15 protein-coding genes are annotated in these 16,396 nt (G+C 74.2%); 11 read left to right on the forward strand and 4 right to left on the reverse strand.

Features of this window, described 5'->3' with window-relative positions; translation table 11 throughout:
- The 9 genes from D7147_RS01285 to D7147_RS01325 all read left to right on the forward strand — a co-directional run bounded on the left by D7147_RS01285 (nt 1) and on the right by D7147_RS01325 (nt 10,614).
- Entirely contained in the window at nt 1-1,431 is a 1,431-nt protein-coding gene (locus D7147_RS01285; RefSeq protein WP_120673391.1) for an aldehyde dehydrogenase family protein, read from the forward strand.
- Entirely contained in the window at nt 1,424-2,248 is an 825-nt protein-coding gene (locus tag D7147_RS01290; protein ID WP_120673392.1) for an aldehyde dehydrogenase family protein, read from the forward strand. Before D7147_RS01285 ends, D7147_RS01290 begins: the two co-directional genes overlap by 8 nt.
- A 143-nt stretch (nt 2,249-2,391) precedes the next feature.
- A complete protein-coding gene (locus D7147_RS01295) occupies nt 2,392-2,856 on the forward strand; it encodes a BlaI/MecI/CopY family transcriptional regulator (protein ID WP_120673393.1) in 465 nt (154 codons plus the stop codon).
- A 10-nt stretch (nt 2,857-2,866) separates the two neighbouring features.
- Entirely contained in the window at nt 2,867-3,772 is a 906-nt protein-coding gene (locus tag D7147_RS01300; RefSeq protein ID WP_120673394.1) for a M56 family metallopeptidase, read from the forward strand.
- A 124-nt stretch (nt 3,773-3,896) separates the two neighbouring features.
- Nucleotides 3,897-5,147, forward strand: coding sequence for a cytochrome ubiquinol oxidase subunit I (locus D7147_RS01305; protein WP_120673395.1), 1,251 nt, complete (start codon nt 3,897-3,899; stop codon nt 5,145-5,147).
- Nucleotides 5,148-5,156: 9 nt separating this feature from the next.
- Nucleotides 5,157-6,164: a cytochrome d ubiquinol oxidase subunit II gene (cydB, locus tag D7147_RS01310; RefSeq protein ID WP_120673396.1), complete on the forward strand. Its 1,008-nt coding sequence runs from the start codon at nt 5,157-5,159 to the stop codon at nt 6,162-6,164.
- Complete coding sequence (gene cydD / locus D7147_RS01315) at nt 6,161-7,837, forward strand: thiol reductant ABC exporter subunit CydD (RefSeq protein ID WP_120673930.1); 1,677 nt, start codon at nt 6,161-6,163, stop codon at nt 7,835-7,837. Before cydB ends, cydD begins: the two co-directional genes overlap by 4 nt.
- Complete coding sequence (gene cydC, locus D7147_RS01320; RefSeq protein WP_325050627.1) at nt 7,834-9,873, forward strand: thiol reductant ABC exporter subunit CydC; 2,040 nt, start codon at nt 7,834-7,836, stop codon at nt 9,871-9,873. Before cydD ends, cydC begins: the two co-directional genes overlap by 4 nt.
- Before the next feature lie 69 nt (nt 9,874-9,942).
- Nucleotides 9,943-10,614 (forward strand): permease prefix domain 1-containing protein, encoded by a 672-nt coding sequence (locus D7147_RS01325; RefSeq protein ID WP_120673397.1) that lies wholly within the window; start codon nt 9,943-9,945, stop codon nt 10,612-10,614.
- Nucleotides 10,615-10,709: 95 nt separating this feature from the next.
- Here D7147_RS01325 and D7147_RS01330 read toward each other — a convergent pair whose 3' ends face one another.
- The gene (locus D7147_RS01330) at nt 10,710-11,048 is read right to left on the reverse strand and encodes a PadR family transcriptional regulator (protein ID WP_120673398.1); all 339 of its coding nucleotides are present in this window, start codon (nt 11,046-11,048) and stop codon (nt 10,710-10,712) included.
- A gap of 137 nt (nt 11,049-11,185) precedes the next feature.
- Here D7147_RS01330 and D7147_RS01335 point away from each other — a divergent pair, with 137 nt between their 5' ends.
- Together D7147_RS01335 and D7147_RS01340 are read left to right on the forward strand one after the other, a co-directional pair.
- Nucleotides 11,186-12,133, forward strand: a complete 948-nt coding sequence (locus tag D7147_RS01335) for a DNA primase (protein WP_120673399.1) — start codon at nt 11,186-11,188, stop codon at nt 12,131-12,133.
- A 38-nt stretch (nt 12,134-12,171) separates the two neighbouring features.
- A complete protein-coding gene (locus tag D7147_RS01340) occupies nt 12,172-14,661 on the forward strand; it encodes a transposase (protein ID WP_120673932.1) in 2,490 nt (829 codons plus the stop codon).
- Nucleotides 14,662-14,921: 260 nt separating this feature from the next.
- Here the strand turns inward: D7147_RS01340 and D7147_RS01345 are convergent, their stop codons facing one another.
- The 3 genes from D7147_RS01345 to D7147_RS01355 form a co-directional block, all read right to left on the reverse strand.
- Nucleotides 14,922-15,515 carry a GTP-binding protein gene (locus D7147_RS01345; protein WP_120673400.1) on the reverse strand — a complete coding sequence of 198 codons (594 nt, stop codon included), beginning with the start codon at nt 15,513-15,515 and terminating at the stop codon, nt 14,922-14,924.
- 1 nt (nt 15,516) lies between these two features.
- Nucleotides 15,517-15,897, reverse strand: a complete 381-nt coding sequence (locus D7147_RS01350) for a DUF742 domain-containing protein (protein WP_120673933.1) — start codon at nt 15,895-15,897, stop codon at nt 15,517-15,519.
- Between the two features lie 94 nt (nt 15,898-15,991).
- Nucleotides 15,992-16,396 carry a roadblock/LC7 domain-containing protein gene (locus D7147_RS01355; protein WP_120673401.1) on the reverse strand — a complete coding sequence of 135 codons (405 nt, stop codon included), beginning with the start codon at nt 16,394-16,396 and terminating at the stop codon, nt 15,992-15,994.

The raw sequence follows: 16,396 nt of genomic DNA on the forward strand, positions 1-16,396 counted from the left end.
ATGTTCGAATACGCTCCCGCTCCCGAGTCCCGCTCGGTGGTGGACCTCAAGCCCACGTACGGGCTCTTCATCGACGGGAAGTTCGTCGATCCCTCCGACGGCGGCAGCTTCAAGTCGGTCAACCCGGCCACCGAGGAGGTGCTCGCCGAGATCGCGGAGGCCGGCTCCGGCGACGTCGAGCGCGCGGTCCGGGCGGCCCGGCGGGCGTACGAGAAGGTGTGGGGTCCGATGCCCGGCCGGGACCGGGCCAAGTACCTGTACCGGATCGCCCGGATCATCCAGGAGCGCTCCCGCGAGCTGGCGGTGCTCGAGTCGCTGGACAACGGCAAGCCGATCAAGGAGTCCCGGGACGTCGACCTGCCGCTGGTCGCCGCGCACTTCTTCTACTACGCCGGCTGGGCCGACAAGCTGCCCTACGCGGGCTTCGGCCCGAACCCGGCGCCGGTCGGGGTGGCCGCCCAGGTCATCCCGTGGAACTTCCCGCTGCTGATGCTGGCGTGGAAGATCGCCCCGGCGCTGGCGGGCGGCAACACGGTGGTGCTGAAGCCGGCCGAGACGACGCCGCTCACCGCGCTGCTCTTCGCCGAGATCTGCCAGCAGGCCGACCTACCGCCGGGCGTGGTCAACATCGTCACCGGCGCCGGGGAGACCGGCCGGACGCTCGTCGAGCACCCGGGCGTGGACAAGGTCGCCTTCACCGGCTCGACCGAGGTCGGCCGCGCGATCGCCCGTTCGGTGGCCGGCACCCGCAAGAAGCTCACCCTGGAGCTGGGCGGCAAGGCCGCCAACATCGTCTTCGACGACGCGCCGGTCGACCAGGCCGTCGAGGGCATCGTCAACGGCATCTTCTTCAACCAGGGGCACGTCTGCTGCGCCGGCTCCCGACTGCTGGTGCAGGAGTCCGTCGCCGACCGGGTGCTGGAGGCGCTGAAGCGGCGAATGGCCCAGCTGCGCCTCGGCGATCCGCTGGACAAGAACACCGACATCGGCGCGATCAACTCGGCGGCGCAGCTGGCCCGGATCAAGGAGCTCTCCGACGCGGGCTCGGCCGAGGGCGCGGAGCGCTGGTCGCCGCCGTGCGAGCTGCCGGACCGGGGCTTCTGGTTCGCCCCGACCATCTTCACCGGGGTCACCCAGGCACACCGGATCGCCCGGGAGGAGATCTTCGGGCCGGTGCTCTCCGTACTCACCTTCCGCACCCCGGCCGAGGCGGTGGAGAAGGCGAACAACACCCCGTACGGGCTGTCGGCCGGGATCTGGACCGACAAGGGCTCCCGGATCCTCTGGATGGCCGACCGGCTGCGCGCCGGCGTGGTCTGGGCCAACACGTTCAACAAGTTCGACCCCACCTCGCCCTTCGGCGGCTACAAGGAGTCGGGCTACGGCCGCGAGGGCGGCCGGCACGGGCTGGAGGCGTACCTCAATGTCTGAGCGGGTCGCGGTACGCAAGACGTACAAGCTCTACATCGGCGGGAAGTTCCCTCGCAGCGAGTCGGGACGGTCGTATCTCGTGCAGGACGCGAATGTGTCGTTGGCCTCCCGCAAGGACGCGCGGGACGCCGTGGTCGCCGCCCGGGCCGCCGTGAAGGGGTGGGCCGGGGCGACCGCGTACAACCGGGGTCAGATCCTCTACCGCGTCGCCGAGATGCTGGAGGGCCGGCGGGAGCAGTTCGTGGCGCTCGGTGTGCCGGGCGACGAGGTGGACGCGGCGATCGACCGCTGGGTCTGGTACGCCGGCTGGTCCGACAAGCTCGCCCAGGTGTACGGCGGCGCGAACCCGGTCGCCGGCCCGTACTTCAACCTCTCCGCGCCGGAGCCGACGGGCGTGGTGGCCGTGGTCGCCCCGGAGCGGCCGGCGCTGCTCGGGCTGGTCAGCGTGATCGCCCCGGCCATCGTCTCCGGCAACACCGTGGTGGTGGCGGCCTCCCCGGCGGAGCCGTTGGCGGCGATCACCCTGGCCGAGGTGCTGGCCACCTCGGACCTGCCGGGCGGGGTGGTCAACCTCCTCACCGGCCGGATCAGCGAGACCGCGCCGACGCTCGCCGCACACATGGACGTCAACGCCGTCGACCTGACCGGCGTGGGTGACGCCGAGCTGGCCGTGGAGCTGGAGGTCAAGGCCGCGGAGAACCTGAAGCGGGTGCTCCGGCCGGCGCCCGCCGAGCACGACTGGTTCGCCGATCCCGGGGTGACCCGGATGACCGCGTTGCTGGAGACGAAGACGGTCTGGCACCCCAAGGGCACCTGACCCGCACCCACACCCCTCCCCAAGATCCGCACACTTTCACGGAAAGAGTGGCCTCCGCGCGTCGGATGGCCACTCTTTCCGTGAAAGAGGCATGTGCTGGGAGGGGTGGGAGGGGGCTCTACTACGGGGGGTAGGATTAAGGGGTGACTCGGCTCGGTGATCTCGAACGTGCGGTGATGGACGTGCTGTGGGACTCGGTCCCAAGCACGTCCGACGGCGTGACCGTGCGCGAGGTCGCAGACGCGCTGGCTGGCCGGGAGCTGGCCTACACCACGGTGATGACGGTGCTGGACCGGTTGGCCGGCAAGGGCATGGTGCAGCGCCAGCGGGAGGGGCGGGCCTGGCGCTACCGGGCCGCCGCGAGCCGCGAGGCGCACATCGCCCAGCTCATGCTCGACGCCCTCGACCTGGGCGGCAGCCGGGACGCGGCGCTGGTGCGATTCGCGCGCTCGGTGACCGGCACGGAGGCCGAGGTGCTCCGCGCCGCCCTGGCCGCCGAGGCCTCCGGCGGCGGCGCCGGGCCGGGCGCGCTGACCGGGCGGATCGAGGCGCCGACCAGCACGCGGGCCGAGCGCCCGACCTCCGCCGACGAGGCAGTGGACGGGTAGGGCGGCGGCCGTGGCGTACGCGCTGCACTTCACCCTGACGATCCTGGCCTGCTGGGGGACCGCCCAGGTGCTGGCCCGCTCGACCTGGTCCTGGCACAGCCCCCGGGTGGCGATCGTCTGCTGGCAGGCGGTGGGGTTGGCGCTCGGCCTCTCCGCCATGGGACTGCCGATCGCGCTCGGGTTGAGCGCGTACGACCTGCCTCCCGGCAGCGGGCTGGTGGCCCTCTTCGACGACCTGCTGCACGACCGGCTCCCCGCCGGGGTCAACGTGCTGCACCTGGGCGGGGTCGGCATCGGGTTCGGGATCGGCGCGGTGCTGCTGACCACGACCGTACGCAGCGTCCACGGCGCCCTGCGCGCCCAACGCCGGCACCGGGACCTGCTCGCCCTGGTGGCCCGGGACGACCCGGCCGTGCCCGGTGCGCTGGTGCTCGACCACCCGAGCGCGGCGGCGTACTGCCTGCCGGGGGTGAAGCCGCGGGTGGTGGTGAGCGCGGGCACGTTGAGCCTGCTGAACCCGGCCGAGCTGGACGCGGTGCTCACCCACGAGCGGGCGCACGCCCAGGAGCGGCACGATCTGGTGCTGCTGCCGTTCACCGCGCTGGGCCGGGCGCTGCCCTGGGTCCGCTGGGTGCGCCAGGCGCACGAGCGGGTCGCCCTGCTGGTCGAGATGCGGGCCGACGACAAGGCCCGGGAGCTGCATGCCGAGGCGCCGCTGGCGGGCGCGCTGCGCCGGTTCGCCAGCGCCGGTCACCGGATCACGCCGGCCGGCGCGCTCGGCCTGGGCGACCGGGACCTCGACGTCCGGGTGCAGCGGCTGCTGGTCGCGGACGAGCCGCGTCGGCTGACCGTGGTCACCGCGCTGGCCGTCGCGTCGATGCTGGTCACTCTGCCCGTCTCGCTCTTCCTGAGCTGATCTTACTTCGCAACAACTACTACGCCTTGTCGTATAGTTGACTACGACAAGGCGTAGTAGTTATAGGTAGTAAATCTACGTGTAGGCTCGCTACCAAAAGCGAGCCAACTCGTTGGAGTGCCGGATGGACACCCTGCTCCTCGCCCGACTGCAGTTCGCCACCACGACGTCGATCCACTTCCTCTTCGTGATCGTCACGCTCGGCCTCGTCACCCTGCTGGTCGGCCTCCAGACGGCGTGGGTGATCACCGGAAACCCGAAGTACGAGCGACTCACTCGGTTCTGGGGCCAGCTCTACGTGATCAACTACGTGCTCGGCATCGCCACCGGCATCGTGATGGAGTTCCAGTTCGGCCTGAACTGGAGCGGGCTGTCGCGCTACGTCGGCAACGTCTTCGGCGCGCCCCTGGCGATCGAGACCCTCGTCGCCTTCTTCCTCGAATCCACGTTCCTCGGCATGTGGATCTTCGGGTGGCACCGGCTGCGGCGCGGCGTACACCTCGCGCTGCTCTGGGGCGTGGCGCTCACCGCGTACGCCTCGGCGTTCTGGATCCTGGTCGCCAACGCCTGGCTGCAGAACCCGGTCGGCTACGAGGTACGCGACGGCGTCGCACACCTCACCGACTTCTCGGCGCTGCTCACCAACCCCACCCTCGGCATGGCCTTCGGGCACGTGGTCTCGGCGGCGCTGCTGGTCGGCGGGGTGCTGATGGCCGCGGTCAGCGCCGGGCACCTGATCCGCCGCACCACCGACCACGCGCTGCACCGCACCGCGCTGCGGATCGGGCTCGTCACCGCGGCGCTCTCGATCACCCTGGTGCAGGGCTTCGGGTTCGCCCAGTTCGCTCCGGTCGGGAGCGTGCAGCCCACGAAGTTCGGCGGCGGCGGCGACGAGGCCCAGGCCATGATCGCCGAGTGGACCGCCCGGTTCGGCCCCGGCGACTACACGCCGCCGGTGCTGGCCAGCGCCGGGCTCGGCTTCATGATCATGATTGGCTTCACCCTCGGCGCGCTCTGGCTGCTGGTGCCGCTGCTCTGGCGGGACTGGATCATCCGGCTGCGCTTCCCGCTCTGGCTGCTGCTGCTCGCCCTCCCGCTGCCGTTCGTCGCCGCGATCCTCGGCTGGATCGCGCGCGAGGTCGGCCGCCAGCCCTGGGTCGCGTACGGGCTGCTCCCCGTCGACCAGGCGGTCTCCCCCGTCGGCGCCCCGGCGATGCTCACCTCGCTGATCGGCTTCAGCCTGCTGCTCGGCACGCTCGCCGTCACCAACTGGGTGCTCATCGCCCGGCACGCCGCCCGAGGAGCGCAGGACCCGGGCCTCGGCCGACCCCCGGGACAGCCGCTCGACCTCCGTACCGAGCCCACCTTCGCGTGAGGAGCTGACGTGGAACTCACCTGGTACGTCCTGCTCGGCCTCTTCTTCGGCACCTACCTGGTGCTCGGCGGCTACGACTACGGAGTCGGCCTCTCGCTCGCCCGCAACGGCGACCCCGGGCGCCGTCGCGCCGCGCTCAACGCCGTCGGCCCGTTCTTCCTCGGCAACGAGGTCTGGTTGGTGGCGGCCGTCGGCATCCTCTTCGGCGCCTTCCCCGTGCTGGAGGGCGAACTGCTCTCCGGGTTCTACCCGGCCGTGCTGGTAGCGCTCGCCGGGGTGATCCTGGTGACCGCCGGGGTGCAGCTGCGCAGCCGTCCCAGCCACGAGCGGGTCCGCGCCCGGTGGGACCGAGTGGTCGTCGTCGGCAGCGCGCTCGCCGCCCTCGGTTGGGGGGCGCTGCTCGCCGGGCTGCTCCAGGGCGTACCGCGCGACGCCGACGGGCACATCGTCGGGCTGACCCACCTCGTCACCCCGTTCGCCGCGGCCGCCGGGCTCGCCATGGTCGCGCTGGTGGCGGCGCACGGTGCGACCTTCCTCACACTCCGGCTGCCGGCCGCCGACGCCGACCGGGCCGGCCGGCTGGCCCGCCGACTGCTCCCGGTGGCGCTCGCCGCGGTCGGCGTCGCCACCGTCGTCGGTCTCCTATCCGAACGCGTACGGGCGACCGCGCAGCAACCGCTCGCCGGCGTACTGCTGCCCGCGCTGCTGGTCACGGCGCTGCTGGTGGCCCGCGCGGCGCTCGCCCGAGGGCGCCCGGGTGTGGCCTTCACCGCAACGGCGGCGACCCTCGCGCTGCCGGTAGCACTGGTCGGCGCGACCCTCTGGCCCTACGTGCTGGTCTCCACCACCGACCCGAGCGCGTCGCTGACCGTGGCCGACGCCGCCGCCAGCACCCCCACCCTGCGTCTGCTCGGCTGGCTCGCGCTGCCACTCATGCCGGCCCTACTAGGCTTCCAACTGATGTGTTGGTGGGTGTTCCGGGGACGGACGGACGGCAGAGCACCGGTGTACTGGTGAACCGCCGCCCCTTCGACCCACGTCTGCTGCGTCGGGTCCCCGCGGCCCGCCGCGACCTCGCCCTGCTCGCCCTGCTGGGCGTGCTCGCCGCAGGTCTGATCGTCGCCCAGGCGACCGCGCTGGCCGCCCTGCTCGCGACCGCGTTCGACGGGCGGCTGGACCGCCTCGCGCTCACCGGCTTCGGCGTCACCGTGGCGGCCCGCGCGCTGCTGGTCTGGGCGCAGGGCACGGTGGCCGCCCGGGTCGCCGCGACGGTCAAGGCCGCGCTCCGCGCCGACCTGCTCGCCGCGGTCGGCCACAACGGCCCGGGCTGGGTCGCAGGGCAGCGGGCCGGGCAGCTCGCGACGCTCGCCGGGCGGGGGCTCGACGCGCTGGACGCCTACTTCACCGGCTACCTGCCGCAGCTGGTGCTCAGCGTCACCGTTCCGCTGGCCGTCCTCGCCCGGATCGGGCTCGCCGACTGGAGCTCGGCGCTGATCATCGCGGTGACGCTCCCGCTGATCCCGATCTTCGGCGCGCTGCTCGGCTGGCAGGCCCAGGCCGCCACCGAACGCCAGTGGCGTCGGCTCACGCTGCTCGGCGGGCACTTCCTGGACATGGTCGCCGGCCTACCCACGCTGCGCGCCTTCGGCCGCGCCCGGGCACAGGTCGACGTCGTACGCCGGATGGCCGACGGACACCGGGTCGCCACCATGCGAACGCTGCGCATCGCCTTCCTCTCCGCGCTGGTGCTGGAGCTGGTCGCCACTCTCTCGGTGGCGCTGGTGGCGGTGCCGGTCGGCATCCGTCTGCTCGGTGGCGGGCTCGCGCTGCAGACCGCGCTGCTGGTGCTGCTGCTCACCCCGGAGGCGTACCTGCCGCTGCGGGCCGCCGGAAGCCGGTTCCACGCCAGCCAGGAGGGGCTCGCCGCGCTCAACGACGCGTTCGCGGTGGAGGCGGGCGGGCCCGCCCCACGACCGGCCGCCGGTCGGCTCGTACCCGACGGCCACGGCGAGATCCGGTTCGAGTCGGTGACCGTGGCGTACGAGCGCACCACCGCCCTGCGCGACGTGACGCTGACCGTACGACCCGGCGAGCGGATCGCCGTCGTCGGACCGAGCGGCGCCGGCAAGAGCACCCTGCTGGGGCTCCTGCTCGGCTTCGTGACCCCGACCAGCGGCCGGATCACCGTCGACGGCGTGGACCTGGCCGAGGCCGACCTGGACGCCTGGCGTCGCCAGCTCGCCTGGGTCCCGCAGCGCGCCCACCTCTTCGCCGCCTCCCTGGCCGACAACATCCGCCTCGGCGCGCCGGACACCCCCGACGCGGCCCTCGCCGGAGCGGTCCGCGACGCGGCGCTGGACGAGGTCGTCGCCGGCCTCCCCGAGGGGCTCGACACCCTGCTCGGCGAGCGCGGGCACGGCCTCTCCAGCGGGCAACGGCAGCGGGTGGCGCTGGCCCGGGCATTCCTCCGCGACGCCCCGGTGGTGCTGCTCGACGAACCGACCGCGCGGCTGGACAGCGCCTCCGAGGCGGTGGTGCTCAGCGCCACCCACCGGCTGGTGGCCGGACGGACCGCACTGCTCGTGGCGCACCGTCCCGCGCTGCTCTCCGACGCCGACCGGATCCTGCGGATCGAGGATGGCCGGGTCACCGAAGTGAGCCCCGTACCGACCGGGGAGGCCTCCCGATGAGCGAACTGCCGCGCCCCGAGCCCGCGCCCGGCCCGGCCGACCGGCCCGGACCCGCCCCGAACGGAACCGGTGCGGCCGCGCTCGACGCCGGTCGGGCCGGTCCGCTCGGCCCCGCCGCCGCCGGTGTGGCCGTCCCGTCGGAGTTCGACGTCGCCGGCCCCGCCACGGTCGACCCGCCGCTCGGCCCGGTCGACCCGGCCGAAGGCCCCGGTTCCGCGACCCGGACGGAGTCCGCCGAGCGGGCGGTGCTGCGCCTGGCCCGGCCGTACCTCGGCCGACTGGTCGGCGCGGGGCTGCTCGCCGCGGCCACCGAGTTCGCCGGGCTGGCCCTGATGGCGACCGCGACCTGGCTGCTGATGAGCGCGGCGGGCCGGCCGCCGCTGGACCGGCTCACCGTGGCCATCGTCGCCGTACGCGCGCTCGCGATCAGCCGGGGCGTGTTCCGCTACACCGAACGGCTCGCCGGGCACGACGCCGTGCTGCGGATGATCACCGACGTACGGGCCCGGGTCTTCGCCACGCTCGCCGCCCGCCGTGCCGCCCCGGCACGCTCCGGCGACTCGTTGAGCCGGCTCGTCTCCGACGTGGAGGCGGTCCAGGACCTGCTGCTGCGGGTCCTCGTACCGGCCTCGGCGGCGGCGCTGGTCAGCCTGCTCGCGGTGGCCGGGGCGGCGCTGATCTCGCTCCCCGCCGCGGCGGTGCTCGCGGTCGGGCTGCTCGTCGCCGGGCTGGCCCTGCCCACCCTGGCCACCGCGCTGACCCGGCGCAGCGCCGCCGAGCTGGCGCCGTTGCGCGGTGCGCTGGCCGCCGACGCCGTCGACCTGACCCACGGCGCCGCCGACCTCGCCGCGTTCGGTGCCACCGAATCCGCGCTGCGGGCCGCGACCGGCCGCGCCGGACGGCTGGCCCGGCTGGAACGTCGCCTAGCCGCCGCCGGGTTCGCGGTGGACGCCGTCGGCACCCTGGTCGCCGGGCTCACCGCCGGCGCGGTGGTGCTCGTCGCCCTCTCCGCGGGGGTGCCCGGCGTGCTCGTCGGCGTGCTGGCCGTGGGCACCCTGAGCGCCGTCGAGATCGCGTTGGCGCTGGTCGGCGCGGCCCGGCAGCGTACCCAGCTCGGCGCCGGGCTGACCCGGGTGGCGGTCCTGCTCGACGAGACCGTCCCCGCCGCCCCCGCGGGACCGGCGCCCGACGCTCGGCGGGCCGCCGGGCCCGAGCCCCTGCCCGGCGCCGAACTACCGCCCCCGGCCGCGCCGACCGGGCCGGCGGTGGGCGGTGGGCACGACGTCCACCTCGACGAGGTGACGGTCCGGTACCGGGCCGGGGCACCGCCCGCGCTGGACCGGGTGAGCCTCGACCTGCGGGGCGGACGACGGATCGCGGTGGTCGGCCCGAGCGGGGCCGGCAAGAGCACGCTGGCCGCCGTCCTGACCGGCGCCGTACGCCCCGCCGGCGGGCGGGCGACCGTCGGTGGACGCGACGTGACGACGTACTCCGCCGACGAGCTGCCGCGGCTGATCGGCGGGCTGCTCGCCGAGGCGTACGTCTTCCACGCCACCGTTCGGGAGAACCTGCTGCTCGGCCGTCCGGGCGCGGACGACGAGGAGTTGGCCACCGCGACCGCCGCAGCCGGTCTGCTCGACTGGGTACGCGCCCAGCCGGCCGGCTGGGACACGGTGGTCGGCGAGGAGGGCGGTCAGCTCTCCGGCGGACAACGGCAGCGGCTGGCGCTGGCCCGGGCGCTGCTGGCCGCGCCGCCGGTGCTGCTGCTCGACGAGCCCACCGAGGGGCTGGACCCGACAGCAGCGGACGCGGTGCTCGCCTCGGCGCTGGCCGCCACCCCCGCCGGGCACTCGGTGCTGCTCATCAGCCACCGGCTCACCGGGCTGGCCGGACTGGACGAGGTGGTGGTCCTCGACGCCGGCCGGGTGGCCCAGCGCGGCCGGCACGCCGAACTGCTCGCCACCCCCGGCTGGTACCGGGACCAGTGGCTGCTCCAGGAGGCGGCCGAGCGCGGCTACCTCGCGCTCTCCCCCTGACGGGTTCTCCGGGACGGACCAGGGTTGTCCCGGACAGCACGGAAGCGGTCGACGTGGCAGGGTGGGTCCATGCCACGCCGCGACGACGTCATGGTGGAGGACCACCTGCGGACGCTGGCCGGGCTGCTGCGCGGGCCGGCCCGGATGAAGGCCGACCTGCTGACCGAGGCGCGGCACGGGTTGCTCGACGCGGTCGAGGCGTACCGCGCGGACGGCCTGCCGGCGGTGGAGGCCGAGCGGCGGGCGGTGACCGAGTTCGGCAGCGCGGCGCAGCTCGTGCCGGCCTGGCAGGCCGAGCTCACGACAGGCGCGTTGCGCACCCTGTCGCTACGGGTGCTCGCCGTGGCGGCGCTCCTGGTCGCCGGGGGCGACCTCACCTGGCGCGGGTCGAGTTGGAGCGCCGGGCCCCGCCCGCCGGAGGGCTACCTGCACCTCTCCGAGTCGGTGAGCGTGCTCTGGCTGGCCGCGCTCGTCTTCGCGGCCGGCGGACTGCTGCTGGTCACGTGGGCCGCCCGGTCGCCCGGCTCCGGCGCCGCGACGCTGGTCCGGCTGGTCGGCTCCGGGCTCGCCGGCTCGCTGATCCTCGGCGTACCGGCGGGGGCCGCACTCTTCGCCTGGTCGATCGCGCTCTGGGACGGCGCGCTGACCTGGCCACCGATGATCATCGGGGCGACGCTCGCGGGCGCCGGCTACCTCTGGCTGGGGCGGGCCCTGCGCGGCTGGGTGCTCGCCGTCCGCTGAACTCCGCCCGGCAGGGCCGACCACCGGCGAGCCCCGGTCAGGCGGCCCGTCCGTTTCGGCTCCCGGGCGACGCCCGCCCGGCCGGTGCGGCCACGTCAGGCCGGCGCGGGCGGGGTTCCGGGGTCGAGGAACCGTCCGACTGTCGCGCTGAACTCGTGCCAGCCGGCGCGCTCGCCGGCGAGCGCCCGGTGCCCGGCGTCGGTGAGCTGGTACGTGCGCCGCTCCCGGCCGTTGACCGTGCTCCAGTCGCTGACCACGTGCCCGGCGCGCTCCAGCCGGCGCAGGGCGGGATAGATCGTCCCGGTCGGCAGGTCGAGATTGCCGTCGCTGCGGGCGCGCAGCGCCTCGATGATGGCGTAGCCGTGCAGGGCGCCCCCTTCCAGCACCGCCAGCAGCAGGGCGTCGAGGTGTCCGTGCAGCGACTGAGCCTTCATGCGTAGCTACGCTACTTGTCCGACGGCCGTACCGCCACCGGCGACCGGCGGTCCCGGACCGGGGTGCGGCCACCGGTGTTCCGGAGCGGCCCACTAGGGTATGTGCCCAGAGTCACTCACCGGCAGCAGCGCCGGAAGTGGGCAGCCCGAAGCACACGGAGGTCAGCGTGGCCCGCCAGACGCCTCAACGGCCCGACGCCGACGAGCCCGAGCTCGACGACACCACCGAGCCGGTCGAGCCGGAGGAGGCCGACGCCGACCGCCCCTCGGCGAACGCCGACCGGTCGCTCTGGGATTCGGTCGACATCGACCCGGTGGAGATCGCCCTTCCCGCCGGCACCGGTTTCACGCTGCGCGCGTACCGGTCGGCGCGGGACCTGACCCCGACCGACGTCGCCGAGCGGGACCAGGACGACCCGTTCCTCGCCCGCCGCCAGGTGATCGAGGAGGAGGAGGACGACGAGACCGTCGTGATCCTCGACGAGGAGCTGGCCGACGAGTTCGCGGCGAGCGACGAGGAGGACGAGCGCGGCCGGCGCGAGGCCGACGGCGAGGACGCCGACACCGCCGAGGAGGAGGCCGCCGAGGAGGCGGGCGACGAGGAGGTCCCGGTCTTCCTCTCCCACAAGGGGAAGCTGCTGCTCTTCAAGACCCCGGAGTCGCTGGTCAGTTTCATCCGATCCGGTGCGCCCAACGACCTGTCTCAACTGGACAGTTGGCAAGAACTGTCCGAACGGGTCGAGCCGGCCGACATCGCCCCGCTGGACGAGGACACCTACGAGCTCGACCTGGTGGTGGAGAACCTCCGCGGCGGGCACGACACCTGGGACCCGACGCTGCTGATCGAGGCCGGCGAGGCCGCCCGTGACCTGTCGTACGCCCTGCGCCTACCGGCCGTACTCGACATGCTCTCCGCCGGCTCCAGCCTCGATGACCTGGACGAGGCGCTCCGGGCCTCGGTCAACGGCGGGGTAGGCGGATTCCTCGGTCGACGCCGACTCAAGAAAATCGGGGCACAAACCGCAAGCCTCGGTTGGCGCACCATTGTCGGCAAGATCTCTGCCGTCGTGGACTGGCGCGACTGACCCTTACCGGGGAGCATCAGTCTCTGGCAGAGGAACACCTGTCCCGGGAGGAGGACGACGCCGTGGCGCTCGTGCGCGTGTACTGCGGTCTGGCCTCGGCAGATCCGGCCGACCGACCGGCCTCGGCCGGCTCGGCGCTGACGTCCGCTGTGGTGGATGACGCGGGCCGTCTGCTGCATGTCTGCGAGATCAGCGACGACCCGGCCGGCTACGCCCAGCTGGTCGCGCTGCTCGTGGAGCGGTCGGGCGGGCCGAGCGGTGCCGCGATCGCCGCCGACAGCGACGACCACACCGTCACCTCACTGCTCAGCGCGGCCGGCCGTCCCCTCGCGATCGCGGACGACGACTCGGTGGACGACTTCGCCGAGCGATTCGCCGACGACGACTCGTTGGAGGAGATGCAGTCGCCACCGGCCGAGCGCCGCGCGGTCGGCCTGGCCCGGGCGCTGCAGGCCGGCGCGCTCTCCGCGGTGACCCTCCCCGCCCCTCGGGACCTCGCCGGCTACAAGCAGGTCCTCGCCGCGCACGCCGCGCTGGCCAGCGGACGCCACTCGGCCGCCGCGGCGCTGCGCGAAGTGCTCCGGGAGCTCTACCCGGCCGCGCTGCGCGCGTACCCCGATCCGGCCGAGCCGGTGCCGCTGGCCGTGCTCGACGCCCTGCCCGAGCCGAGCATGCTCGCCGGCACGGTCGGGCAGGGCCGGGAGATGTCGGTCGCCGCGGACGCCATCACCGCACACCTGGCGGCCGACGGCGTCGCCGACGAGGGCGAGATCGACGAGGCGGTGACCGCGCTGCGGGTCGCCATCTCCGAGACGCCCCGGCGGGCCACGGTGAACCGGGCCCTCACCGCCGCGGTGGCGGAGACGATCCGACAGGCGGTGGCCTCGGTCCGGGCCTGCGACGCGGGCTGCGACGCGCTCGTCGACGCGCTCAACGCCCGGGTCACCACGCCCGCCCCGGCCGCCGGCCGACGCGCCGCGGCCCGCCGCACCGAGCTGCCCGGCCTGACCGGCAACACCAGTGGCCTGCGCGCGATCCGCCCGACCACCACCGAGCCCACGCCCTCCGGCGGCGGCCGGCGAAGCCGTCCCGAGCCGATCTCCGCGGGCAGCACCCCGCTGCCGCCCCGACCGCTCGGGCCGCCACCGGTCGCGCCGGAACCGGTCGCGCCTCCGCCGGTCGCCCCGGCGCCGGTCACGCCGGCCGCGCTGGCCGGGCCGCCGGTCTCCGCGCCGCCCGCGTTCACTGAGCCCGCGGCGAGCCAGATCGACGCGCCCACCAACCGGCCCGTCTCCGCACCGCCTCCCCCGCCGCCCGGGATCACGCCGATCGCGCCCGCGCAGCGCGGCAAGGTGCCACCCGCCGAGGCCGGCGAGCCGTTCCGACCGACGTTGACCACCGCGGCGATCCAGAGCGCCCGGGCGGAGCGGCAGCGCACGGTGATTCCGCCGCGGCCGAAGACCAACGGGGGGGACGCCGCGCCGCCGACGGGCGGGTTCAGCGCCACCGACCTGAGTGTCCCGGTGCCCGCTCCCCGACCCGAGCAGGAATCCGCCCCACCCGGCTCGCGGGCCAACTGGCCGCTGGTCAACAACCCGGAGGACCCGTCCGACGGCCCGGCGGAGAACCCGGTCGCCTACCCGTACGGGGGTGGTCGTGGCGTCGACGCGCCGACCGACCCCGGCGCGGGCGAGGGCCGGGTCACCCCGCCGTGGCTCGCCGACGACCTGCCTCAGGAACCGCCGATGCTGCGGCTCGTCGAGCCGCCGCCGCTGGCCGACCGGGCGCTGCGCGAGAACACCGACCCGCAGCTGGAGCTGCCGTCGCTGCGCCTGGTGGACGGCGCGGACTCCGGCCGCAACGGACGCCCCGCCGCCCGGGCGGAACGCCCGCCCGTCGAGCACCGGCAGCCGCCGGCCGCCGAGCATCGGCCGACCCCGCCGCTCGAACAGCGACCGACCCCGCCGCTCGAACAGCGACCGACCCCGTCGCTCGAACGCCGACCGACTCCGCCGCTCGAACGCCGGTCGGCCCCGCCGCTCGAACAGCGACCGACCCCGCCGGTCGAGCACCGGCCGCCGCCGGTGGCCGACGAGAGCGGCGACGGCGATCTGCTGATCTTCGCCCAGGCCAGGTCCGCCTGGTTCGTGGGGCACGACGACGAGGTGGACCTGGACTGGGCCAGCCTGGCCGACACCGGCTGGCAGGCCGCCGAGCAGGCCGCCCAGCCCGCCGTCGGCTCCGAGACCAGGGCCGGGCTGCCCAAGCGGGTGCCGCAGGCCAACCTGGTTCCGGGGTCGCCGCTGCGGGAGGAGCGACCGCTGCGGATCGTCCGGGACGCGGCGAGCCTCGCCGAGAACACCACCGGTTACTTCCGTGGCTGGCGTCGAGGTCAGGAGATCGGCGGTTTCGCGGTGGGTGGCCGCCCGGGCCGAGAGGCCGCCGGCGGCTGGGACTTCAGCCGTGACCACGGTGACCGCGACGACGATCGGGAGTACGAGTACCGCTCGGCCGGGTACCGCTCCTAGATCCGCTGACGCAGCAGAGCCCCTGTTCCGACCCTCCGGGTTGGCACAGGGGCTCTTCGCTTGCCAGCGGCCCGCTCAGGGCGCCTGCCGGGGCCAGCGCGCGGGGCCGAACCGCGTGCCCGAGCACGACCAGGGCCGAACCGCGTGCCTGAGCACGAGCGTCGGTTCGCTCGCGAGATCAGCGGTGGTCGGCCGAGAAGCGACGAGCGCCCCGGCGCGGCCTCAGCCGCACCGGGGCGCGTCGACGGGTTGGTTGCCGGTCAGGCCGGCGTGACCGCGCGGGACCGCCGCATGGTGAGCACGTACTCGACGAGCGAGATCAGCACGTGCTTGGTCGACTCCCGGTTCCGGGCGTCACAGGCCACCACCGGGACGTCGCTCGAGATCGCCAGCGCGTCCCGGACGTCCTGCGGGTCGTGGTACTGCATCCCGTCGAAGCAGTTGATGGCCACCAGGTACGGCAGCCGCCGGTGCTCGAAGAAGTCGATCGCCGCGAAGCAGTCGGCGAGCCGCCGCGTGTCCACCAGCACGACGGCACCGATGGCGCCACGGACCAGCTCGTCCCACATGAACCAGAACCGGGTCTGACCCGGCGTACCGAACAGGTACAGGATCAGGTCACGGTCGATGGTGATGCGGCCGAAGTCCATGGCCACCGTGGTCGTCGCCTTACCCGGCACCTGCCGGGTGTCGTCGACACCCACGCCGGCGGAGGTCATGATCGCCTCCGTGGTCAGCGGCGTGATCTCCGAGACCGAACCGACCAGCGTCGTCTTGCCGACGCCGAATCCACCGGCGATAACGATCTTCGCCGACGTCACGCGCCCGCTTTGGGTCGGCGGGCGGTGCGACATGTCAGAGCCTGCGAAGTCCACTCAGCACCCTCTCCAGCAGTTCAGTGCCCACCGCGTCGTCCGAGTCGTCCAGGATGGTCGGCTCGTGGACTGCGACCAGGCCGTCCGTCGCCATGTCGGCGATGAGCACCCGGGCCACACCGAGCGGGAGCTGCATCCGCGCCGCGATCTCGGCGAGCGACTGGACGCGTCCGTCACACAGCGCGGCAATGTACTGGTGCTCGCGGCCCTGGCCACCACTGCCGTTCGCAGCGGCGGCCCGGCCGCGCACCGTCGTCTCGACGAGCGCCTCCAGCGCGATGTCGAGTCGGGGGCGGGTACGACCACGGGTCACGGCGTAAGGACGGACCAACGCTCCGGTCGGTTCGTCACGATCGGCCATGTCGCCGCTCACCTCCTTCGTACCCGGCACCGGCTCCACCCGGTGCAGCCCCACTTGTCGTCGTTGCTGCCCCGCCGACTTCGGTCAGCAGGTGTCAGCCCAGCATTCCCGCGGCAGCGCGCGGAGCCGGGGTGAGCGCGTCGCCCACCCGGTCGACGAGCAGTGCCATCTCGTAGCCGACCTGCCCCACGTCGGAGCTGCGGGCCGCCAGCACGGCGAAGGACGAGCCGTCCGAGATGGACATCAGGAACAGGAAGCCGTTGTCCATCTCCACGACTGTCTGCAGCACCGCGCCTCCCTCGAAGCAGCGGGCCGCCCCCTGGGTCAGGCTGACCAGACCGGACGAGATCGCGGCCAGCTGGTCGGCGCGGTCACGCGGAAGATCCCGTGACCCCGCGAGGAGCAGTCCGTCCGCGGAGACGGCGACCGCGTGCGCGACCCCCGGCACCCGGTCGGCGAAGTTGGCGAGGAGCCAACCGAGATCCTGCGTAGTAGTCAT

Origin of the sequence: Micromonospora musae, assembly GCF_003626545.1 — a bacterium.
Taxonomy (GTDB): domain Bacteria; phylum Actinomycetota; class Actinomycetes; order Mycobacteriales; family Micromonosporaceae; genus Micromonospora; species Micromonospora musae.